Source organism: Yersinia sp. 2542 StPb PI, assembly GCF_048593855.1.
GTDB classification, from domain to species: Bacteria; Pseudomonadota; Gammaproteobacteria; order Enterobacterales; family Enterobacteriaceae; genus Yersinia; species Yersinia enterocolitica_E.
Map to the genome: position 1 here is coordinate 1 of NZ_JAZGQA010000035.1, position 21,484 is coordinate 21,484.

Sequence of the window (21,484 nt, forward strand, 5' to 3'; positions counted from 1 at the left end):
TAAAATGTTAAATATCGTAGTGGCATTATCATTTAAAGTTCCGTGATATTTTGTCGTTTACTTCTTCATCTGAAGATCCTTATTGTTTACTTATAGCGTAAAGAAAATCATGTTTTCTAAAGAAGAAAGTATTAAGTTACGTAAGAGATTACACGGGATTAGCGGAGGGAGTGATTTCATTCTCGCGAAGTTAGAGAGTATGGGTTACCACTCATTAAAACAGCTCTCCGGCGTTAGTGTTACCGATATTATCTCTATCGAATACATGCGTTCTGGAGCGCCAAATTGGACAGACAAACCAGGATTCAGGACATTACTTCGATCAATATTAGATATTGCAAAACAATCGGAATATTCTATATAAGCTATTTAGAAGCTCTGTTTGTTGCACAGAATCCCAAGATAAACAGCTTATTGAATATGTGAAGTAGCAGGCTAATTTGCTCGATTATATTGGCATACGTAATCGAGCAAATTGACAGTTCAGACGCAATTAACGCGATTGCTGAGAAACCCAGCGTCATTTAATAGAGAATGCCCGCTGAATGTCTGATTATTTATCTACACGTCTGCCCTGTTCATCGACCACCCGTTCACCATCTTCCTTGGTGAATGAACCACGTTGCGCATCAGGCAAAATCTCCAACACCACCTCAGAAGGTCGACACAACCGGGTACCCAGTGGCGTGACCACAATCGGGCGGTTGATCAGGATGGGATGCTGCAACATAAAATCAACCAGTTGGTCATCGCTGAAGGTCTTTTCTGCCAGACCTAATTGCTCATAAGGCTCGACGTTTTTACGTAATAACGCCCGAACCGTGATCCCCATATCCGCGATCAATTTTACCAACACCTCACGACTTGGCGGTGTTTCCAGATACAGAATAACCGTGGGCTCAGTGCCACTATTACGAATTAACTCCAGCGTGTTACGCGATGTGCCGCAGGCCGGATTATGGTAAATAGTCACATTGCTCATTTGGGTAATCTCTCATTGAAACCCCAGCCGGCATTGCCTTCTGGGGGGTAAACAATAGTTATTGCATCATTGATAATCGCAGCGCCAATGCTGCCAGCGTAACCAACAGCACCGGGATCGTCATGACAATGCCGACTCGGAAATAATAGCCCCAGGTAATGGTCATATTCTTTTGTGACAGTACATGCAGCCACAATAAGGTCGCCAGACTACCTATCGGGGTGATTTTCGGCCCCAGATCACTGCCGATGACGTTGGCATAAATCATCGCTTCCTTGATTACGCCGGTGGCAGAGCTGCCATCAATCGATAGCGCCCCCACTAACACGGTCGGCATATTATTCATGATGGAAGACAGGAACGCCGTCAGGAACCCGGTACCGAGCGTAGCCACCCATAATCCCTGCTCCCCTAGTTGATTCAACAAGGCGGACAGGTAATCAGTCAGTCCCGCATTGCGCAGGCCATAGACTACCAGGTACATACCCAGTGAGAAGATAACGATTTGCCATGGCGCACCACGTAGCACCTTGCCGGTGTTGATGGCATGTCCTTTCTTCGCTACGGCAAACAATATCAGCGCCCCCACGGCGGCGACCAAACTGACAGGCACACCAAGTGGCTCCAGGCCAAAGAAACCCACCAACAGCAGCACCAGCACCAACCACCCGGTTTTAAAGGTGTTGATATCGCGGATGGCCTCTTTTGGTGCCTTCAACAGCGACAGGTCGTAAACGGCAGGAATATCTTGGCGGAAAAACAGATGCAGCATGACCAGCGTCGCCGCAATGGCGGCCAGGTTAACCGGCACCATCACTGCCGCGTATTCAGTGAATCCAAGATTAAAGAAATCAGCCGAGACAATATTGACCAGATTCGAGACAATAAGTGGCAAGCTGGCTGTATCGGCAATGAATCCGGCTGCCATCACAAAAGCCAACGTAGCACCACGGCTGAAGCCCAGCGCCAATAGCATCGCAATCACAATCGGTGTCAGGATCAACGCGGCACCATCGTTAGCGAACAGTGCCGCCACTGCTGCACCTAATAAGATGATGTAAGTAAACAGCAAACGGCCACGGCCATTGCCCCAGCGAGCCACATGCAGTGCGGCCCATTCAAAGAAACCGGATTCATCCAACAGCAGACTGATGATGATCACGGCAATAAAAGTCGCGGTCGCATTCCAGACAATCTGCCACACCACAGGAATATCACCCATGTGAACCACACCGGTCAGTAACGCCAGTCCCGCACCGAGCATCGCACTCCAGCCAATTCCCAACCCTCTGGGTTGCCAGATAACCAGCACAATAGTCAGGACAAAAATAGCACCTGCCAACAACATACCGCCCCCGAAAGGCAAGAGTTCTCTCCTGCCCGGTAAATTTTAATGGATTAAACATCAGCGGCCAGATGAGCCAGACCATCCTTCCTACTATCTGCTTTCTCTTCCAATCAAATATGAAAATTCACATATGATTAGGCAAATTTTTACTGTATTAGCGGCAAATTACCTTACCGCCCGAGGCTACATTACCGCTCGCCAGCAACACGATTTTATCTCGTTGGCTAAGATAGGCCTGCTCAATCACCGTGGCCGCCCAAGCTGGGATATGTGGTGACAGGCGATAGTGAATCCACTTCCCTGCACGGCGATCGAGTAAAAGTCCAGATTCTCTCAGCATTGCTAAGTGTCTGGAGATCTTGGGTTGAGACTCATCCAATGTGTCACAAAGCTCGCAAACACATAGCTCGCCCGACTCTCGCAACAGCAGGATGATATTCAGACGTGTTTCGTCGGACAGATTTTTGAAAAGCTGCAATGGCGTGAGTGTAATCATGGAATCTCCAAGACTGAATACTGAGATTATCTTAGAAGTCTTGGCGTTAAAGTCAATTATATATTCGATTTACCATATCTGTTTTCATCGTCACCGATTACAATTTCTGTGTTGACAGTCATGTCCCCTGGCCGCTCATTGGGTCTGGATGATAAGAAAGTCACTTTTGTGGCATGAAACGGGCCATTCTAATGAGAAAATTCTTATTAATCTGGAACAATTTGCACCTGTTGTTTAGTATGTCGCTATCCTGTCTACGCTATCAGCAAATCCAATATTTATGAAAAAACTCATTAAACGGCTGGAGATCATTAAAAGTGCTATTGAGCTTGAAGATGAGGATATTATCCGACAACAACTGCCTTATCTTAAAAGCGAATCCCAGGACGCAGTGCTGGCTTTTATTGCCATGGAAATTGAACAAGGGAAATTTACGCATGCGCTAGACGCAATTGCAGCCTGGCTGGCGAGTAAACAAGCTGTCACCCAGTGGCAAGACCTTGAATTGGCCGCCTGTAAAATGGAGCTAAAAGCACTGGAAGAACAGTTACGCGAGTTAATCGATAAACGTAACGAGCGGGTTCAGTTGCTGGATGACTTTAATGATCTCTATCTGGTGCGCCTTGGCCCATTGATGAATAAAATCCTCCAGTTACGTAAACAGTTGGCGGAATGTACTCTGCGTAAAGCGGAGGCCGAAGCCCGGCGCAGGGAACGCGATTATCGCAACTGCCAGCAGTATATATCTCAAGCCATTGATGAACTTGCCGCGTTAAAACAGCGCTGGTTAGCGCTCTCTGCTATGTCGAGTGAAACCATTGAGATACGACAACAGATTCAGCAACAAACGGATTTAATCGCCGCACTGCTGGCGGAAATTAAAGAGCTGGAAAAGGGTTTTTGTACCCGCAATACTGAGTCAACCCGTAAAGCTCGGGAAGAAGCGAAAGAGAAGTACGAGAGCTATCAGGAGCAGCAAAAAGATGCCGAACAGCGGCATAGTAATGAGCAAAAACTGTCAGCTGATCAGCGCCAAGAACTAAAACGCCTGTGGCGGCAAGCCAGTCGACTCTGCCATCCAGATTTAGTCGCCAATGAGTTTAAAGAGAAAGCACATCAACTGATGGTCCAGCTCAATCAAGCCCGGCAACGGGGAGATTTCCCCGCAATTAACGCGTTACTCGAGAGTTTAAAACGTGGGTTTGAACCGCTAATGGCAAGTGACTGTATTGACGATCTTGAACGGCTACGCAGAAAAATTAAGCAGGTCAGAGATCAAATTGACGTGATGTTGCGTGAACTGGAAGCATTAGAGGATGAAGACTCTTGGCAGCTTGTCACCTCTTTGTCCGATAAAGATAACTGGTTCAAAGAACAAGAAAACGTATTATCCAAAACGCTCAAACTGCTGGAGCGGCAAGTTGAAGAAGCATCAAAGGTACTGTATGAAATTTGACTGGTGATGCTCTTTTGGCCTACTGCCAACGGTGCCCGGTCCATGCCTGCGCTTAACAACAAATATTATCCCTGTTATCTTTTATTATTGATGCATAATCACTATGCGTATTATTAAGTTCGTATTCATTCTGAAATAAGGTAATCAATGATGAAAGATAACGAATACCAGCCGCCAAAGGTCTGGACGGAAAATAACGAGAGTGGCGGTGTATGGTCCAAAATCAACCGCCCAACAGCAGGCGCACGTCATGAAGCGGCCCTGCCTGTTGGCAAACATCCGTTACAGCTTTACTCCATGGCGACACCCAACGGTCAGAAGGTCACTATTCTGCTGGAGGAGTTATTGGCGCTGGGCGAGAAAGGCGCAGAGTACGATGCCCACTTGATTCGAATAAGTGAAGGCGACCAGTTCTCAAGTGGTTTTGTCGCAGTGAATCCTAATTCAAAAATCCCCGCGCTGATGGATCACTCAACGCCGACTCCGGTGAGAGTTTTTGAGTCCGGTGCTATTTTGCTTTATCTGGCGGATAAGTTCGGCCATTTCCTGCCAAAAGATCACGCACAGAGAACGGAAGCACTGAACTGGTTATTCTGGCTACAGGGCGCGGCACCTTATTTAGGCGGGGGTTTTGGTCATTTTTATCATTACGCACCGGTAAAAATCGAATACGCGATTGACCGTTTTACCATGGAAGCTAAACGCCAGCTTGATTTGCTCAATACTCAGCTCAAAACACATGAGTATATCGCAGGGGATGAATATTCGATTGCCGATATCGCCATCTGGCCGTGGTATGGCAATTTGGTTTTAGGTTTGCAATATGAAGCCGGGGAGTTCCTGGATGTGAAATCCTATACCCACTTAATACGTTGGACGGAGAATATTGCGAAACGACCAGCCGTGCAACGTGGGCGTATCGTCAATCGGACCTGGGGAGAACCAAATGAGCAGTTGCCTGAGCGCCACGACGCATCAGATTTCGATCACTTATAGCTCATAAGCGATAAAGTCAATTCGACTAGAAAAAGGCGATAAACTCGGTTTACGCCTTTTTCTAACTCGAGTGACTGCAGCTACTGCACCCCATCAAAATGGAGAAACAATAGAGCCAATACGCTGGCAGAAATCATCGTAAGCATCGCCCAGTTTTTCAAACAATTTACTGATGTTATTTAAGTGTTTCATTGGCTGTTCCTCTGAGAGCGTTGAGATTTATTTGTGTGATCTGCATCACTAAATAAAGCTTACCTTTTTTAAAACAGCATTTCAATATTTTTGTGATATGAGTCACAAAAATAGTAACTCTGCATAATGCTCATGATTATTGAGCGACACCTTCCCCGCCCGCCAGCCACAGAAACTCTTCTAGCGAGATTCAGATATAGATATTTATTCATAAAAAATGCGTTTTTTTTCATACAACCCACCAGATCGTGATCGTGATCTCATTTTAAACACAGCAAGAGGATTATAAAGAAACGCAAGATCGATAAATATGAAACATTGTTTCATTTAAATGAAGGGATGCAAATGGAAAAGAAAATAACTGTCAGGCACACGGTTGCATACGGCAGTGCAAACCTGTTGGGCAGTGGTGCATTGGCGATCAGTGGCGCGTGGCTTATGTATTTCTATACCACGTTTTGTGGGCTTTCTGTCGTTGAGGCTGCCGCCATATTCTCTCTGGCCAGCATTCTTGATGCCATCAGTAACCCTATCATGGGCTACATCACCGATAACTTTTATAACACCCGCCTTGGCCGCATGTTTGGTCGTCGTCGCTTCTTTATCCTCATCGGTATTCCGCTGGTCTTGTTCTATCCCCTACTTTGGGTGAGTGGTTTTGGCTTTTGGTACTACTTGATAACCTATGCCATGTTTGAATTGATCTACACCTCGATCATGGTGCCATACGAAACGCTAGCCACAGAGATGACGACCGATTTTGCTAAGCGCTCCAAGTTGACGGGATCAAAAGCGATATTCGGAAAAGTTGCCAACTTTATGGCGGCCTTTATTCCAGGGCAATTTATTGCGCTCTATGGCAAGGATTCTCCGGCCCCCTTCCTTTATACCGGCATCGCATATGGGGCTATCATGTGTTGTGCCATGATCTTCCTGTACGTTTCTTCTTGGGAGCGCCCGGCCAGTGAAGTGGTTAAAGAGACCACCAGTAGTTTGTTTCAGGCGCTGAAAAAAATGTGTATTGATATGGCGTCAACATTTCGGCTCCGTATTTTCCGTAAACATTTAGGGATGTATCTATTTGGATTTGGTGCCGAGTGGTTATTCGCTTCCTCATTCACCTACTTTATCATTTTCGGTTTACGCCAAAGTGCTGTTCTGGTGTCGCAACTCAATAGCTTCAGTTCGATTATGCAACTGATCTCGACCGCATTCTTTATCGGTATCTGTGTGAAAATGGGCTTTGCCCGTCCTTTCCGTATTGCATTACAGGTGGTGATTGTCAGTGTTTTTGCCTATGCCGCGCTCTATTTTACCGGTTGGTCTGACACGACCACTGTCATTGTATTATTCGCGATCACCGTGGTTTTTGGTCTGAGTACCGGCGGTATTTACTATATTCCCTGGACCGTTTATACCTTCCTCGCTGATGTAGATGAAGTGCTCACAGGGCGTCGGCGTGAGGGTCTATATGCGGGTGCAATGACATTTGCTGGCAAGATGGTTCGTTCGGTTATTGTGTTTGCGATGGGCTGGACACTCAGCAGATTTGGCTTTGTCTCCGGTCAGTCGGTGCAGCCAGAAACCGCGGTTCAGGCGATTGTTGGCGTCTTTGCCATCGGTGTAACCGCGCTGGCATTAGTGGCAATTTTTTATACCACACAGATGAAACTCGACAGAAAGAGTCATATGGTTCTGTTGGCAGAAATTGCCCGGATTAAGGCCGGTGGTGCGATAGCTGACATTGCTGCTGGCCCCCGCGCAACGATTGAAGAACTGACGGGTTGGAAATATGAACAATGTTGGGGTAATAACCCGCTTGGTCAAAAGAAACCGACAGAAAAATTGACCGAACTGACATCAGAGGACTGATGGCTACTGTAGATTCAGGGACCGTATCATGAAAACGTTAGACGAATTTATTGTCGAAAAGCAGCAAGAATTCTCGCACGCTACCGGCGAACTCACTGCATTACTTTCTTCAATTAAATTGGGTGCCAAGATTATTCACCGAGATATCAATAAAGCCGGTCTTCTTGATATTCTGGGTACCGCAGGGATGCCCGCCATTGAAAGCGAAGTGCAGATGAAACTGGACTTATTCGCCAATGAAAAGCTTAAAGCCGCCTTGAAAGCACGTGGGGAAGTGGCAGGTATCGCTTCTGAGGAAGAGGGAATTGTCATATTTGAAGATGCACAATCACAAAAGGGGAAATATGTCGTTTTAATCGCTCCGCTTGATGGTGCATCAAATATTGATGTTAATGTTTCCGTTGGTACTATTTTCTCTATTTACCGGCGGCTTAGCCCGGTCGGTCAACCGGCTATCGAGGCGGACTTTCTGCAATCTGGCAGCCAGCAGGTGGCTGCGGGTTATGTCGTTTACGGCTCATCAACAATGTTGGTTTATACCACCGGTTATGGCGTTCATGCATTTACCTATGACCCATCCCTCGGCGTTTTTTGCTTATCACATGAAAAAGTGCGTTATCCAGAAATTGGCAGCATGTATTCCATCAACCAGGGGAATTACATTAAATTTCCAACCGGGGTGAAGAAATACATTAAATATTGTCAGGAGCAGGATGCGGCAACCCACCGCCCTTATGTTTCCCGTTACATCGGTTCACTCGTGGCGGATTTTCATCGTAACCTGCTGAAAGGTGGTATATACCTTTACCCAAGCACGGCCAGTTATCCGAGCGGCAAACTCCATTTATTGTATGAATGCAATCCAATGGCTGTGCTGGCAGAACAAGCCGGGGGGAAAGCCAGTGATGGTTTAAATCGTATTCTGGATATTCCACCAGAGCAATTACATCAACGAGTCCCCTTCTTTGTCGGCACCTATTCGATGGTTGAGGATGCCGAACGTTTCATTGCCGAAAATCCTGATTCCTTATCCGGTTAATGCTCATTTACCCAGGCACGTCACCAACCGTTGGATAAAATGGACTGTTGGTGACGGCGGCCTCCTATCGTTTTATGCCGAGCCGTTTGGCAAGACGATGGAGGTTGCCTGCGTCAAGGTTTAGCGCGCGAGCAGATGCCGACCAATTCATCCCATGCTCCTGAAGAACCTGCATGATAACCTGCCGCTGAAAATCACGGGTCGCCGCTTGCAGGTCTACAGGCGCGGTACCTTGATCCTCACTGACTGATATCGGTGAAATACCCGGTATAGTGGTGACTGTAATATTAAATAAGTCAGCATGCAGTTGCGCAGATTCTGTCGCCGGTTGTGAGGCGCGCGCTAATACCGCAGCACGATAAATAGCATGTTCCAATTCACGCACGTTTCCGGGCCAACTGTAATTCTCTAGCAGAGTAAGTGTGGCGGCCGGGATGCCCAACTGCTGAAGCCCCAGTTTCTTTCTTATCCGCTCCACAAAAAATCCCGCTAACAGAACAATGTCCCCTTTCCGTTCCCGTAACGGTGGAACATGTAACGGGAATACACTCAAACGGTGAAACAGATCAACGCGAAAGTGTCCTTCGATAACTGCTTGTTTAAGATCACAATTGGTAGCAGCAATAATACGCACATTCACCCGCTTGGTACTGTCGTCACCGACGCGCTGTAAGTCGCCGTACTGAATAACACGGAGTAATTTGGCCTGAAGTACCAATGAAAGTTCGCCTATCTCATCAAGAAATAGTGTGCCATTGTCGGCAATTTCGAACTTACCGGTTCGGTCATGTATTGCACCGGTGAAAGCCCCCTTCACATGGCCAAATAATTCGCTCTCCGCCACATTCTCGGGCAAGGCGGCACAGTTTAAATAGATTAATGCCTTCGCAGCTCTGGGTGATAAATGATGAATTGCCTGAGCAACCAACTCTTTACCGACCCCCGTCTCTCCGGTGATTAGCACATTCAGTTCTGAACCTGCTACCACCCCTATCTCATGTTTTAGTTGCAGTATCAACGGTGACAGGCCAATCATCTCGTCTTCCGAGCTTGGTGTGGCTTGTTTTTGGATGCTTAATGAACTAACCGTAGGGAGCGCTTGCTTCTCCAACACATCGACTAAAAGTGCATTATTCAGCGCCGAGGCCGCTAATACGCCAATCAGTTTAAGCTCTTCATCACTGAACCCATCAAATTGCAGCGGGTTCATACTGTCGAAAGTTAATGCACCAATAAGTGTTTGATCAGCAAACAAGGGCAGACCAATACAGGCATGGACTTTTAGCTCATCATGGCCCGGGATCAGGCCGTCATAGGGATCAGGCAGATGGCTGTCAGTCGGGAAACGGACCACATTCCCTGCCCGGGCAATAGCCTCTAATCGCGGATGGGATGACAACGAAAAACGCCGCCCCAACACATCCGGTGATAAACCATCAATGGCCAAGGGTCGGAACAATTGATGTTCATAACGTAAAAGTGCCGAGGCATCGCATTGCAGTAATTGCCGCAAGCTACTAACTAACGTCTGAAAACGATCTTGCCCTGATAAGCCGCCCTGTAGCTCAATGGCAATTTTGGCCAGTGACTGAATGGATAAACTCATATTTTGTCATTCCGACATAGTGTTAGTCATTATGACAATGACACATCAATGTCATAATGACTAACTTTAATTTTATCTGATTAAAATCAATACCATAAATCATGGCACGCCATTTGCTTTCTAAGGTGAGGTAAATCATTTATTTTCGTTGAGGAACGGTTCATGGCGATTCAAGTTAAGAATAATATCAAATGGGTTGGGCAACGTGATTGGGAAGTGCGTGATTTCCATGGTACTGAGTACAAAACCCTGAAAGGGACCAGTTACAACAGCTATTTAATCTGCGAAGAAAAAAACATTCTGATCGATACTGTTGATCAGAAATTTGATCGAGATTTTGTTGCCAATTTAGCACAAGAGATCGACTTAAATACGCTCGACTATATTGTTATCAACCATGCAGAAGAAGACCATGCCGGTGCATTGACCGAGTTAATGGCGCGTATCCCCAACACCCCGATTTATTGCACCGCCAATGCTATCGACTCAATTAACGGACATCATCATCATCCTGAATGGAATTTCATTACCGTTAAAACCGGCGATACCTTAGATATCGGCAACGGTAAGCAATTGATCTTTGTTGAAACGCCGATGCTGCACTGGCCTGACAGCATGATGACTTACATCACGGGTGATGCCGTGTTGTTCAGTAATGATGCTTTCGGTCAGCACTACTGTGATGAGCATCTGTTTAATGACGAGGTCGATCAGACCGAGCTTTATGAACAATGCGCTCGCTATTATGCCAACATTTTGACCCCATTCAGCCGCTTGGTAACACCAAAAATCAATGAAATTCTTGGTTTCAATCTGCCAGTATCAATGATTGCCACCTCCCATGGCGTGGTATGGCGCGATAATCCAACCCAAATTGTCACGCAATATCTGGCTTGGGCGGCAGATTATCAGGAAGACCGGATAACCATTTTCTATGACACCATGTCAAATAATACCCGAATGATGGCCGATGCTATTGCTCAGGGTATTCACGATACCGACCCCGGTGTGGCGGTGAAGATCTACAACATTGCCCGCCATGACAAAAATGAAATCCTCACCCAGGTCTTCCGTTCTAAAGGCGTTTTGGTGGGTTCTTCCACCATGAATAACGTCATGATGCCAAAAATCGCGGGGATGCTCGAAGAGTTGGCTGGATTACGTTTCCGTAACAAAAAAGCTGCGGCATTTGGCAGCTTTGGCTGGACTGGCGGTGCGGTTGACCGCATTCAAACTCGCCTGATGGATGCCGGGTTTGATATCTCGCTCTCCTTAAAAATGAAATGGCGACCTGATACTGATGCTTTAGAAGAGTGTCGTGAGCATGGGCGTAAAATTGCCCGTGAATGGGCACTTCACCCATTGGATACCCTGCGCTCATCTGAGGTTGACGCCATCGCCCTCACCCAAGAAAAGGCTCACAGTGAGAATAGCCCCTCACAACCCTCTCTTGGTATTTCAATGCAATGCAGTGTTTGCCAGTGGATATATGACCCGGCGCTGGGTGAACCTCTTCAAGAGGTTAAGCCGGGAACCTGTTGGGAAAATGTCCCCGACTTCTTCCTCTGCCCAGAGTGTGGCTTGGGCAAATCTGTTTTCGATCCACTGTAATGGAGCATGTTATGACAGATAACATTATTATTGTGGGTTCAGGTTTTGCCGCCCGCCAGGTGGTTAAAAATATCCGCAAACTTGACCCGCAAGTGCCAATCCACATGATCGCTGCTGACAGTGGTGTGGACTATAATAAACCTGATTTAAGTCATGTATTTAGTCGTCAGCAGAGCGCTGACGATCTAACACGGCTGTCGGCCGAGCAGTTTGCAGCAGAAAATAATGTTACCTTACATACAGCGATGTTGGTCACTGCCATTGAGCGGCACACTAAACGCGTTTTTTGTGGTGATTGGGCATTTAATTATCATAAATTGGTGCTGGCTACCGGGGCGGCAGCGCTAGTCCCTGCCGTGCCCGGTAGCGAGATGATCGTTACCTTCAATAGCCAAAATGAATATCGGCAACACCAAGATAGGTTGCAAAAGGCACAGCGTGTTTTAGTGTTGGGCGGCGGATTAATCGGGACGGAATTGGCGATGGACCTACAGCGTTCCGGTAAACAGGTGATGTTGGTGGATAAGGCACACAGTTTGCTGGCCGCTGTGATACCGGTGGAGATCAGTAGCCGCTTACAACAACGCCTCAGCCAGAGTGGTGTTACTTTGGTATTTAATAATGAATTGCTCAGTGTGACAAAAGTCACCAACGGGTTGCGAGTAGAACTTCGCGCGGGTCAAACGTATACCGTTGATGCTGTTATTGCTGCGATTGGTTTAAAGCCGGAAACTGCCCTCGCCGCTGCCGCAGGTCTCGATATTGGGCGTGGTATTAAGGTCAATAATCAGTTGCAAACGGTTGATCCAGATATCTTTGCCGTGGGTGATTGTGCCGAGGTCGAGGGGAAAGTACTGCCATTTTTGCAGCCCATATTAGTGGGAGCCATGACACTGGCAAAAAATATTCTAGGGGGAGCCGCGTGTCTCACCCTGCCGCCGATGTTAGTTAAAGTCAAAACACCTGATCTACCGCTCTATTTCGCTGGCGAAACCAACCGCGAGGATCTCCACTGGGAAATATGCCTGACAGCGCAGGGGATAGTGGCGCGTGGTACTGATAACTCACAGCAATTACGCGCGTTCGTCGTCAGCGAACAACAGACCCAACAGGCTTTCCCCCTGTTACGTGAACTGAGTGTGTAGCATTAATCGTGCTGCGCTATAACATCACAACGCTAACCCCCCGCCACCTGCGTAGGGGGTTTTGCCTGCAATTTTCATCACTTCAGCCCCCAAGGTGACAAAAGGTGCCCGCCGGCTGGCGTAGATAATGCCGCCGGCCTGAGCACGAACCGCTTTTACCGTATCGGTGAGCGGATCAATAATTTCAGCCACCACTTCATCTTTCCCAACCCATTCACCCGGCTGGCGTAATAACAGCAAAATACCACTGGCAGGTGCCGTCACTATCTCACCTGCGGTAAACGGCAACAGGGTGACTTCCCGCTGCGGAATAGCCAAAGGTTGCCCTTTGACTGCGCCACGGTACTGCAAATAGTGATAAAGACGCTCAGCATCAGCACTGGCCAACGCGTGGCTTACATCCTGTTGACCCCGTAATTCTAGCGTCACCGCCATGCAACCCGGTTCAAGCTTTAACGCCGGATAATGTGCCGCCAACCGATGCCATGGCAAGCCGCAAGCCTCATCAAAGGATCCACCACCACTGTTTTGTGACAGTAATACGGTACCAATATCTAAAAAACGTGCCAGTGTCTCTGCCGGTTCGCGCCAGGCAGGATCTGCATACATGTGCAAAATAGCGTGATCATCACAATGCAGATCCAGCACCAGGTCAGCATCACAGGCCAGTCGCAACAAATGTTGGCGCAGCGCTGCAACTTCACTGCTGGCAGGCAAATCCTGCAATGCCTCAACCATGGCAACTCGCACTTGTTGCTGTATACCAACACTATCAGTGAGCGGCCGCGATGCTAGCCGCGTTTGTACCCCTTGCGCCAGATCAGGAAAATCACGGTTGAAATTGCGGCCACTGCCCAGGTCAAAACGACCGATACCACTATTAAGGAGCACTTGCGCAATACCTACCGGGTTGGCAAGCGGTACAATAATTATTTCACTCTGAATTTCACCGCGCCGTTCCGCCTGACTCAGTAATCTTTTAAGATAATGTAATACCAGCATGCCAGGCAGCTCATCAGCATGCAGGCCAGCTTGTAGATAGATTTTCTCACCAAAACCTTGCTGGCCGAAATGGAAACTGGTTAATTGACGCTGCCCACCCAGGGCATGTTCAGGTAACTTATGATTATTGATTTTCATTGGACGTCCTATCTGTGGAAAAGAAAGCCCGGCTTGACCGAATTGACAAAAAAATCCTTGAAATACTGAGCCAGGATGGTCGCATCTCTTATCAAAAGCTCTCTGAACAGGTAAACCTAACCGCTCGCCCTTGTCTGGAGCGCGTGCGGCTACTGGAACGCGCCGGTATTATCCGCGGTTACAGCGCTATTATTGAGTTACCGGAACCTGCGCATGCTTTTGTTATACAAGCACAAATTGCACTGGCCGACCATGGGCACTCGCAGGCGGCATTTGAACAGGAAGTAGGCAAAACGCCGGAGGTGCTGGACTGTTGGTTGGTCGGTGGCAGCTTCGACTTCCTGGTGCGCATTGGCTGTCGTAACATGGAACACTACCGGTTACTGGCTGATAGTTGGCTGACCAGTAAAAAATTCCGGGTCGATAAAATTGTCACCCTGACGGAATTACAAACCATCAAACGCACTTAAATCTGCAGTGCCCGCACCGGATACTTAATCGTGACGGGCAAAAGCCAGCCAGCGCCGTTCTGCACGTGAAAATAGGTAAATCAGCATAAAAGTGCATAACAGATAGAGCGCCGCCGCCATCAGGAACGGGATGAACGGTGAATAGGTTGCCGCATAGAACGAGCGCGCCACGCCGGTAATATCCAATAGCGTTACGGTACTGGCAAGTGAGGTGGCGTGTAGCAGGAATACCATCTCGTTATTCAGCGCTGGGATACCGCGCCGCAATGTTGCGGGCAGAACCAACCGGCGAATAATCTGCCACTGACTCATGCCAAAAGCTTCGCCAGCCACCCACTCCTGACGTGGAAACGTCACCATCATTCCCGCCAATAATTCTGCCACATAAGCACTGGTATTCAGCACCAGCGCGAGCGTGGCACAAAAAGTAGCATCGCGGAACAGCAGCCAGAATGGTTGGTCGTCCTGCCAACCCAACTGCACGATGTCAAACTGTGACAAACCGTAGTAGATCAGCATTAATTGCAGATAGAGCGGCGTGCTACGGAAAAAATAAGTTACGCTGCGGATGAACCAAGAGAGCGGCCGTGGGCCAAAAGCTTGCCCAACTGCCATCAGTAGTGCCAACAATAAACCCGGCACCACGGACAGTAAAAACAGCTTAGCGGTCATGGCCAACCCGGTAACATCCGACCCGTCGCTATACAAAAATGTCGGTGCAGCCTCCAGCATGGTTTGCAGATTCATCCTTGCCTCGCTGCACTAGAGGTTGACAGCGCATAGCGCCGTGAAAGCCGACTGAATCCCCAACTAGAAAGCGCGGTGATGACCATGTAAATCATCGCCACCAGGAAGTAAAACAAGAACGGTTTTTGTGTCGCACGCCCTGCCTGTTCAGCCAGCCACACCATATCTTCCAACCCCAGAATGGATATCAACGCTGACGCTTTCATTAAACCAAGCCAGTTGTTATTGATCCCCGGAATAGCAAAACTGAGCATCTGTGGCAACATAATGCGCCGGAATACCTGAGCAGGACTCATACCGTAAGCTATTGCAGCCTCCAACTGACCACGATCAACGGTTTGAAATGCGCCCCGGAACGTTTCAGTGTAGTAAGCACCGAACACAATACCAATGGCCAACACGCCAGAGATAAACGTGTTGAAGCGAACAGGTCCCACGCCCAATAAACTGAGGAACCCATTCACCAGCATTTCGCCACCGAAAAATAACAGCAACATAATCACCAGTTCAGGAATCCCTCGCACCAGCGTGGTGTATCCGGTTGATATCCAGCGCAACCAGCGCGGGCCAAACAGTTTGATAACGGCATTGATCAACCCAAGTACCAGTGCCACCGCGAGTGACAGCAGCATCACGCACAGTGACAACCCCGCCCCCTGTGCCAGTAAAGGCAAATATTCGGCTACCATTATTGGCCCCTGTCGCTGAAAAACCGGTGCCGGCGCGTCAGTCATCGGCCCGGCGGGTTTACATCACAAAAAATGGTGGCGCACTCAGTTGCCGTAAATATCGAAGCTGAAATATTTTTTCTGAATGGCGTCATAAGTACCATCAGCACGGATCGCCTTAATTGCCCCATTCAATGCATCGCGTAACGCTGGATTATCTTTACCGACGGCGATCCCCACATCAGATGAGATAGTTTCGTCTTGGATAACCGGCCCGGCAAAAGCAAACTTCTGCCCACGCGGGGTATCAATAAAGCTACTGGCAGCCTGAATGTTATCTTGTAGCGAGGCGTTGATGCGCCCGGACAGCAGATCCAGATAGACATTGTCCTGATTGGCATAAGAGACGATTTTCACCCCTTGCCCACCCCAATGCTTTTTCGCATAGGTCTCATGGATTGAGCCGGTTTGCACCCCCACGGTTTTGCCTTTCAGACTGGCGGTATCCGGTAACAGCGGGCTGCCTTTGCGTGCCACCAATTGTGCGGCACTGCGATAGTAGCGATCAGTGAAATCTACTTCTTTTTTGCGCTCTTCAGTAATGGTCAGCGACGCAATAATTGCATCGAACTTACGGGCATTAAGTGCCGCGATCATACTTTCAAACGGTTGTTTAACGAATACACACTTCGCATGCAGGTTTTCACACAAGGCATTCGCGATATCGATATCAAAGCCGGTGATCTCGCCACTGGGAGAAAGAACATCAAAAGGTGGATAACCCCCGTCGACACCAAAGCTAATAGTGTCAATGGTCTGAGCCGCCACGGGTGCGGAAAGTATCAGGCCGGTCAATATTGCAGCTAATGTCTTTTTCATGGTTAAGATCCCAATGTTGGCAAGTAATAGAAACCGCAAGGATTAGAAACGAAGCGAGAGGCAGGTCAAGCCGCCATCCATTTTTTTAAATTCACTGGTATCAAGTTGAATAATTGGCATTCCCAGCTTTTCAATTTGCGCCAACGTGTAAGGATACCCTTGCGGGGTAATCAACGTATCATTGATCCACAAAGTATTACCGGCGTAAGACTCATCTTCAGGAATAACAAGGGTATTAAACCGAGAAAACGCAGGATGGTGCTGATAATCCTCGGTCAGCAACAAGGTGTTACGCCCAACATAGTTAACAATCGACTTCAGGTGTAACCCCGCACTCACTGCTATTGGCGTTACCCGATAGCCATAGCGCGCGACCGCGGCGGTAAATTCGCTGATCCCTACTTCATCAGTGCGTGAAGTCAGGCCGATGAAAAATTGTTTATCCACCAACAGCACATCACCCCCATCAAGATGGCCTTGCTCGCTCATTCGAACAACCGGGCGGTCGGTAAATAGCGGCTCGATAGTCGCCACTTCGCCTTGGCGGCTGGGTGCCCCAGGGTGGGTTATCACCGCCAGTTCCGGCATGACGACGGCGGTATCCTCAACAAAGTGCGCATCAGGGAATGCCGGTGCTGCCGGTAAAATAGTCACTTTCAGGCCAAGACGGAGCAAGGTATCCACGTAGGCCAAAAATTGGTGACCCGTCACAGCAATATCTGGGGCGCCCAATTGGGACGTGGTCTGGCCGCTACCACAGGTAGCCGCCGGCAGTCTGGCAATGGCTTGAGTAAAGTGCATAGGCGAGTCTCTTGATTGAGTGTGGCAAAAGTGTTGATCTGATTATTAAACAGATACTGTTACCAATCAGGTTGAATCAGCTATCACTGCCATACATTTACGCTGTATATGACTCTCTCTGCGACCTATTCAGTTGTCAGATGAAAACCATAGACAACCCGCTTTAGCTATATACTATTTGATATAACTTATCGGGCAGTATCCGAGACAGGCAAGCTACCCTTCCTGTCTCTGCGCGCGTAGCGTGCTAGCGAACCTAAGGAAACCGAATGAAAAAGTTAATCATGGTGATGATTACACTATTGCTGATTGCCTGTGCAAATACCGGTCATGTCGGCGTGAGTGGGGGTTCGGGCGGAGTATCGAGTATCAGCATTGGCACCGGCATTCGCCGGTAATACAGGCAGGTGTTTTCAGTCCCTGCCTCACCGGTATTGACTGTAAAATTGGCGGTCAGCTATCTGTTTTTCAGGACTGGAGCATCAGCGGAAAAACGTGCTGAAATAGCATCCCGTTCATAACCTTGCCGCTCAGTCAAAATGGTATATAACTCTGGGCGACGACCATAGATCCAGCGCCGTCCAGTACTGAGTGGGATCAAGGAGAGATCCAGCTCAGCGCACACCATCATGTCGGCGGCCTCCCAGGTTTCATTGATGATGCGGCCATACGGATCCAGTATCATCGCATTACCGGTGCGCACTTCATCATCATCGGCCCCAATACCATTACTGAACAGAATAAATAAACCATTATCATGTGCCCGGGCTGGTAACCAGCGCATCAGCCATTCCCGGCCATTGGTGCCACGAATTGCCGCGGTTATTTCTTCTTTTCGTTCAACACGTTGTTGCCACAGTTCGAGTGGAATGGGCTTCATGCCATAAGGGCTACGGGAGTGAGTTCCACCGGTTTGGTGTGGTGCCAATAATATATCCGCGCCCAGTAAGGTGGTAGCGCGAACATTCTCCACCAAATTGTTATCCCAGCAGATAAGGATGCCCACTTTGACCCCCCAAGGGGTGTCAAACACGGTGTAAGAATCGCCGCTGCTAATGGTTGGATGCTCAAAAGCATGCAATTTTCGATGAGTGTGCAAGGTGCCATCAGGCATGCAAGCAACATAGGCGTTATAGAGTCGCCCGTCAACTGCCCGCTCAATCAGGCCCACACCAATAAGCATTTGATATTTAACTGCTAACGCACGAACCAAGGCGATTGATGGGCTGTTTTCTATCGATTCCGCCAATGCATTGACTTGCACCGCAGTCAACTTAGGGACATGCCAGTATCCAGTGATACACATCTCTGGAAACGCTAATATTTTGATGTTTTGCAGGGCTGCCTGCTCGATAAACTTCTCAATAACCAACAGATTATATTGTTTGTTATTGGCCTGATGCTGGAACTGCACGGTTGCTGCTGTTATCAATGGTGATTCAGTCACATTATCCTCCTGGGGCATCTACCGCTGATTTTTATCATTGGCATTACAGCAGCCGTATTGATAACTTTATAATGAATGATTTTCCTTTATCGATTACCAATTGGAATGAAATAGTGAATATTAAGTTGCTAAAAGCCTTTGTTATGCTGGCACAGAAAGGCAATTACAATGAAGCTGCACAGGCGCTTTGTATCACGCAACCGGCCCTGTCCAAGCAGATTAACTTATTGGAATCGATGCTAAATCTTCATCTGTTCTCACGCGGGCGTCATGGTGCGCTACTGACCCCTGGCGGCCAACAGTTGCTGGCAGAGGCGGAGAAAGTGATTAATCAGTCTGATTTTTTTCTACAACATGCCACCAGAGTGGCCAAGGGCATTGAAGGGTTTATATCGATAGGTTTTGGATTGTCGACTTTCTATACAGCTCCGCACTGTGTCGCCAAATTCAGAGAGCAGTTTCCTGGCGTTGCCATTACGTTGGAGGATATCCCCTCGGCACAGCAATATGCATTATTAACCCACGGTGAACTGCAAATAGGATTTGTTCGAGTGCCGCCCAAGGCACCGTTACATTATCATCCCTTATTTGACGATCGTCTGGTGCTGGTAACCCCGCAAGATAAGGCACTAACACTCGACGAATGGTTAAAACATCTGCCGTTACTGCGTTTATATAGCGAGCGTGGGCGCGGGCTAAATGCGCAAATTGACCTGTTCTTACAGTCAAATCAACTCTACGCGCCAGCGATGCAAGAAGTTGAGGATATCCAGACCATACTCGCACTGGTGATTGCCGGTCTCGGCGTGGCATTACTGCCGCAGAGTGTGGTGCATATCGCGCCCCCGACGATGAATATTATTGCGCTCAGCGGTGACACCCTCAGTTGGCAAGTGGGTATTGCCTGGAATAGTGCTATTCCTGATTTGGTGCGGGACAATTTTATTACGATGGTCATCGAGCATAACCGGCAAAACATCGATTGATACTTTGCCGGTTTATGGCGTGATCAGATTAGCGGAACGGCGGCTCGTTAAAGGTACGCAGTTTGCGTGAATGCAGTTGATCACCCTCCGCGCGCAATAAATCTATTGCCCGAATACCAATCTGCAAATGCTCTGAAATAGCACCTTCATAGAAATGGTTCGCCTGCCCCGGCAACTTGATTTCGCCATGTAACGGTTTATCTGAAACACAGAGCAATGTGCCATAAGGCACCCGGAAGCGATAACCTTGAGCTGCAATGGTGGCACTTTCCATATCGACGGCAACTGCGCGGCTTAAGCTAAAACGCAGTGCTGACGCAGAAAAACGCAGCTCCCAGTTACGGTCATCAGAAGTGACTACCGTCCCGGTGCGCAACCGCTGTTTGACTTCAACGCCTGGCATGCCACTCACCGCTTTGGTTGCGTCGTACAATGCCCGCTGTACCTCAGCAATACTTGGGATCGGGATATCTGGCGGCAACACCGCATCCAACACATGATCATCACGCAGATAGGCATGAGCCAGCACATAATCGCCGATGGCCTGACTTTCACGCAATCCACCACAGTGCCCAATCATCAACCATGCATGAGGCCGCAGTACCGCCAGATGATCACAAATAGTTTTGGCATTGGATGGGCCGACGCCAATATTCACCAAAGTAATGCCATGACCCCCTTCTGCAATTAAGTGATAGGCCGGCATCTGATGTTTTTTCCATGCCAGATCAGAGGTGGTCTTTTCAGGATCAGCATTTTCAGCCGTTATGTAGCTGCCACCGGCACAGGATAAGGCTTTATAAGGGCTGGCGGGGTCGAGAATCTGCTCACAAGCCCAACTGACAAACTCATCGACATAGCGGCTGTAGTTAGTGAACAGGATATAAGGCTGAATATGTTCTGCGGGGGTGCCCGTGTAATGTTTTAGCCGCGCCAGTGAAAAATCAGTCCGCAAGGCATCGAAATGCGATAAGGGAAAATCAGCGGTGGCAGTATCAATACCATCAGTAATGCCATCACCGATTTTTGCCAAATCCGTGGTTGGGAAGTGCTGAGCAAGGCCCGCCGTCATCGACCGGTCGAGAATGAGGTCAGAACCGTCGATCACAAAAGGATATGGCATTTCTTGTTGTGACGGTGTCACTTCAAACACCGCGCCATACTCACTTTCAAGCAAGGTGAGTTGCTCTGTCAGATAGTCCCGAAATAATGTCGGCCGAGTAACAGTGGTACTGTATTGCCCGGTCCGGGAGAAACGCCCATAAGCACGGGTACGCTGGTGGTCGCGGAATCTTCCGTCCCAACTGACACTGAGCTGTGGATATGAGAACAAGCCCTTAGCCCTTTCACCAACATCCGGCAGAGCGCCATCGCGAATAAAAGCGCTAATAGCATCACGCAATGCCGCAAGTGCTGACTCGTATAGCGTCTCAAGCCTATCAATCGCTTCGTTGGCTGATAGGTGAATGGTATTTTGTGATTGATTCAAGATATCTCCTTTCAATACGCGTAAAGGCGGGGCTTAGCTTACTCAATTAACCGACGCAGAAACATAGTAAAAAACACGGTTTTACTGTCCATCGACGTAATGTGCCCTGTAATG

The 21,484-nt window shown here is 48.3% G+C and carries 20 protein-coding genes; 9 read left to right on the forward strand and 11 right to left on the reverse strand.

Annotation, left to right across the window (positions count from 1 at the left end):
* Positions 1–553: 553 nt before the first annotated feature.
* The 3 genes from arsC to V1952_RS06730 form a co-directional block, all read right to left on the reverse strand.
* Positions 554–982, reverse strand: a complete 429-nt coding sequence (gene arsC, locus V1952_RS06720; protein WP_372559034.1) for a glutaredoxin-dependent arsenate reductase — start codon at positions 980–982, stop codon at positions 554–556.
* A gap of 58 nt (positions 983–1,040) precedes the next feature.
* Complete coding sequence (locus V1952_RS06725) at positions 1,041–2,330, reverse strand: arsenic transporter (protein WP_372559903.1); 1,290 nt, start codon at positions 2,328–2,330, stop codon at positions 1,041–1,043.
* Positions 2,331–2,484: 154 nt separating this feature from the next.
* The gene (locus V1952_RS06730; protein WP_420074497.1) at positions 2,485–2,826 is read right to left on the reverse strand and encodes a metalloregulator ArsR/SmtB family transcription factor; all 342 of its coding nucleotides are present in this window, start codon (positions 2,824–2,826) and stop codon (positions 2,485–2,487) included.
* Positions 2,827–3,106: 280 nt separating this feature from the next.
* Between V1952_RS06730 and V1952_RS06735 the strand changes: the two genes are divergently transcribed.
* The 4 genes from V1952_RS06735 (at position 3,107) to fbp (ending at position 8,381) form a co-directional block, all read left to right on the forward strand.
* Positions 3,107–4,282 (forward strand): DNA repair protein, encoded by a 1,176-nt coding sequence (locus tag V1952_RS06735; RefSeq protein ID WP_420074498.1) that lies wholly within the window; start codon positions 3,107–3,109, stop codon positions 4,280–4,282.
* A gap of 150 nt (positions 4,283–4,432) precedes the next feature.
* Positions 4,433–5,278, forward strand: coding sequence for a glutathione-dependent disulfide-bond oxidoreductase (gene yghU / locus V1952_RS06740; RefSeq protein WP_372559904.1), 846 nt, complete (start codon positions 4,433–4,435; stop codon positions 5,276–5,278).
* Between the two features lie 537 nt (positions 5,279–5,815).
* Positions 5,816–7,342: an MFS transporter gene (locus V1952_RS06745; protein WP_372559036.1), complete on the forward strand. Its 1,527-nt coding sequence runs from the start codon at positions 5,816–5,818 to the stop codon at positions 7,340–7,342.
* 28 nt (positions 7,343–7,370) lie between these two features.
* Positions 7,371–8,381, forward strand: coding sequence for a class 1 fructose-bisphosphatase (gene fbp, locus V1952_RS06750; protein ID WP_420074499.1), 1,011 nt, complete (start codon positions 7,371–7,373; stop codon positions 8,379–8,381).
* 64 nt (positions 8,382–8,445) lie between these two features.
* Here fbp and norR read toward each other — a convergent pair whose 3' ends face one another.
* Positions 8,446–9,987 (reverse strand): nitric oxide reductase transcriptional regulator NorR, encoded by a 1,542-nt coding sequence (gene norR, locus V1952_RS06755; RefSeq protein WP_420074500.1) that lies wholly within the window; start codon positions 9,985–9,987, stop codon positions 8,446–8,448.
* A 162-nt stretch (positions 9,988–10,149) separates the two neighbouring features.
* Between norR and norV the strand changes: the two genes are divergently transcribed.
* Complete coding sequence (gene norV, locus V1952_RS06760) at positions 10,150–11,598, forward strand: anaerobic nitric oxide reductase flavorubredoxin (RefSeq protein ID WP_420074501.1); 1,449 nt, start codon at positions 10,150–10,152, stop codon at positions 11,596–11,598.
* Between the two features lie 11 nt (positions 11,599–11,609).
* Complete coding sequence (norW, locus tag V1952_RS06765) at positions 11,610–12,743, forward strand: NADH:flavorubredoxin reductase NorW (RefSeq protein ID WP_420074502.1); 1,134 nt, start codon at positions 11,610–11,612, stop codon at positions 12,741–12,743.
* Between the two features lie 24 nt (positions 12,744–12,767).
* On the opposite strand, the gene V1952_RS06770 is transcribed toward norW, so the two are convergent.
* Entirely contained in the window at positions 12,768–13,883 is a 1,116-nt protein-coding gene (locus tag V1952_RS06770; protein WP_420074503.1) for a succinylglutamate desuccinylase/aspartoacylase family protein, read from the reverse strand.
* A gap of 14 nt (positions 13,884–13,897) precedes the next feature.
* Here V1952_RS06770 and V1952_RS06775 point away from each other — a divergent pair, with 14 nt between their 5' ends.
* Complete coding sequence (locus V1952_RS06775; RefSeq protein ID WP_420074504.1) at positions 13,898–14,353, forward strand: Lrp/AsnC family transcriptional regulator; 456 nt, start codon at positions 13,898–13,900, stop codon at positions 14,351–14,353.
* A 24-nt stretch (positions 14,354–14,377) separates the two neighbouring features.
* On the opposite strand, the gene V1952_RS06780 is transcribed toward V1952_RS06775, so the two are convergent.
* The 4 genes from V1952_RS06780 to V1952_RS06795 all read right to left on the reverse strand — a co-directional run bounded on the left by V1952_RS06780 (position 14,378) and on the right by V1952_RS06795 (position 17,448).
* Positions 14,378–15,100 carry an ABC transporter permease gene (locus V1952_RS06780; RefSeq protein WP_083158825.1) on the reverse strand — a complete coding sequence of 241 codons (723 nt, stop codon included), beginning with the start codon at positions 15,098–15,100 and terminating at the stop codon, positions 14,378–14,380.
* On the reverse strand, positions 15,097–15,789 hold the full coding sequence (locus tag V1952_RS06785) for an ABC transporter permease (RefSeq protein ID WP_372559043.1): 693 nt from the start codon (positions 15,787–15,789) through the stop codon (positions 15,097–15,099). The genes V1952_RS06780 and V1952_RS06785 overlap by 4 nt, the downstream gene beginning before the upstream one ends.
* A gap of 84 nt (positions 15,790–15,873) precedes the next feature.
* Positions 15,874–16,647, reverse strand: a complete 774-nt coding sequence (locus V1952_RS06790) for an ABC transporter substrate-binding protein (protein WP_083158824.1) — start codon at positions 16,645–16,647, stop codon at positions 15,874–15,876.
* A 42-nt stretch (positions 16,648–16,689) separates the two neighbouring features.
* Positions 16,690–17,448: a dimethylarginine dimethylaminohydrolase family protein gene (locus V1952_RS06795; RefSeq protein ID WP_372559044.1), complete on the reverse strand. Its 759-nt coding sequence runs from the start codon at positions 17,446–17,448 to the stop codon at positions 16,690–16,692.
* 269 nt (positions 17,449–17,717) lie between these two features.
* On the opposite strand from V1952_RS06795, the gene V1952_RS06800 reads away from it, so the two are divergent.
* Positions 17,718–17,846: a hypothetical protein gene (locus tag V1952_RS06800; RefSeq protein WP_265331623.1), complete on the forward strand. Its 129-nt coding sequence runs from the start codon at positions 17,718–17,720 to the stop codon at positions 17,844–17,846.
* A 59-nt stretch (positions 17,847–17,905) separates the two neighbouring features.
* On the opposite strand, the gene V1952_RS06805 is transcribed toward V1952_RS06800, so the two are convergent.
* A complete protein-coding gene (locus tag V1952_RS06805; protein WP_420074505.1) occupies positions 17,906–18,895 on the reverse strand; it encodes a nitrilase family protein in 990 nt (329 codons plus the stop codon).
* 113 nt (positions 18,896–19,008) lie between these two features.
* Between V1952_RS06805 and V1952_RS06810 the strand changes: the two genes are divergently transcribed.
* The gene (locus tag V1952_RS06810) at positions 19,009–19,881 is read left to right on the forward strand and encodes a LysR family transcriptional regulator (RefSeq protein WP_420074506.1); all 873 of its coding nucleotides are present in this window, start codon (positions 19,009–19,011) and stop codon (positions 19,879–19,881) included.
* 28 nt (positions 19,882–19,909) lie between these two features.
* Here V1952_RS06810 and V1952_RS06815 read toward each other — a convergent pair whose 3' ends face one another.
* Positions 19,910–21,370, reverse strand: coding sequence for an AMP nucleosidase (locus V1952_RS06815; protein ID WP_372559047.1), 1,461 nt, complete (start codon positions 21,368–21,370; stop codon positions 19,910–19,912).
* Between the last annotated feature and the right edge of the window lie 114 nt (positions 21,371–21,484).

Coding starts and splice junctions, on each gene's coding strand:
- arsC (WP_372559034.1), bottom strand. CDS start 982: ATGAGCAATGTGACTATTTACCATAATCCGGCCTGCGGCACATCGCGT.
- V1952_RS06725 (WP_372559903.1), bottom strand. CDS start 2,330: ATGTTGTTGGCAGGTGCTATTTTTGTCCTGACTATTGTGCTGGTTATC.
- V1952_RS06730 (WP_420074497.1), bottom strand. CDS start 2,826: ATGATTACACTCACGCCATTGCAGCTTTTCAAAAATCTGTCCGACGAA.
- V1952_RS06735 (WP_420074498.1), top strand. CDS start 3,107: ATGAAAAAACTCATTAAACGGCTGGAGATCATTAAAAGTGCTATTGAG.
- yghU (WP_372559904.1), top strand. CDS start 4,433: ATGAAAGATAACGAATACCAGCCGCCAAAGGTCTGGACGGAAAATAAC.
- V1952_RS06745 (WP_372559036.1), top strand. CDS start 5,816: ATGGAAAAGAAAATAACTGTCAGGCACACGGTTGCATACGGCAGTGCA.
- fbp (WP_420074499.1), top strand. CDS start 7,371: ATGAAAACGTTAGACGAATTTATTGTCGAAAAGCAGCAAGAATTCTCG.
- norR (WP_420074500.1), bottom strand. CDS start 9,987: ATGAGTTTATCCATTCAGTCACTGGCCAAAATTGCCATTGAGCTACAG.
- norV (WP_420074501.1), top strand. CDS start 10,150: ATGGCGATTCAAGTTAAGAATAATATCAAATGGGTTGGGCAACGTGAT.
- norW (WP_420074502.1), top strand. CDS start 11,610: ATGACAGATAACATTATTATTGTGGGTTCAGGTTTTGCCGCCCGCCAG.
- V1952_RS06770 (WP_420074503.1), bottom strand. CDS start 13,883: ATGAAAATCAATAATCATAAGTTACCTGAACATGCCCTGGGTGGGCAG.
- V1952_RS06780 (WP_083158825.1), bottom strand. CDS start 15,100: ATGAATCTGCAAACCATGCTGGAGGCTGCACCGACATTTTTGTATAGC.
- V1952_RS06785 (WP_372559043.1), bottom strand. CDS start 15,789: ATGGTAGCCGAATATTTGCCTTTACTGGCACAGGGGGCGGGGTTGTCA.
- V1952_RS06790 (WP_083158824.1), bottom strand. CDS start 16,647: ATGAAAAAGACATTAGCTGCAATATTGACCGGCCTGATACTTTCCGCA.
- V1952_RS06795 (WP_372559044.1), bottom strand. CDS start 17,448: ATGCACTTTACTCAAGCCATTGCCAGACTGCCGGCGGCTACCTGTGGT.
- V1952_RS06800 (WP_265331623.1), top strand. CDS start 17,718: ATGAAAAAGTTAATCATGGTGATGATTACACTATTGCTGATTGCCTGT.